This is a genomic window from Dyella sp. SYSU CM1112, assembly GCF_058216415.1.
On the sequence record NZ_JBZEGI010000110.1, the window covers coordinates 1 to 287 of the forward strand.

At 62.0% G+C, this 287-nt stretch carries 1 protein-coding gene; it reads left to right on the forward strand.

The window, feature by feature from the left end; genetic code table 11:
• Positions 1–287, forward strand: a 287-nt coding sequence (locus AC4HNJ_RS21840; RefSeq protein WP_490481719.1) for a cytochrome b/b6 domain-containing protein, incomplete at both ends; no start/stop codon positions are given.

Consider the following 287-nt stretch of genomic DNA (forward strand, 5'->3'; position numbering starts at 1 on the left):
TCCGTTTGATCGTGCGCCTTCGCAACCCGCCACCGCCCTTGCCTGCCGATCTACCGTCGATCCAGAAGCTGGCCGCGCATGCCTCGCACTATCTGTTGTATGTGCTGATGCTGCTGATGCCGCTGATCGGCTGGGCAATGCTATCGGCGGGTGGCTATCCGGTGATGCTCAGCGCATCGCTGCGGCTTCCGCCGATTTTTCCCGTCAATGCGATCGCCTTTGCGTGGTCGCGGCACGCGCATGCATGGCTGGCCGCGTTGCTGTTTCTGACTTTCCTGGCTCACCTG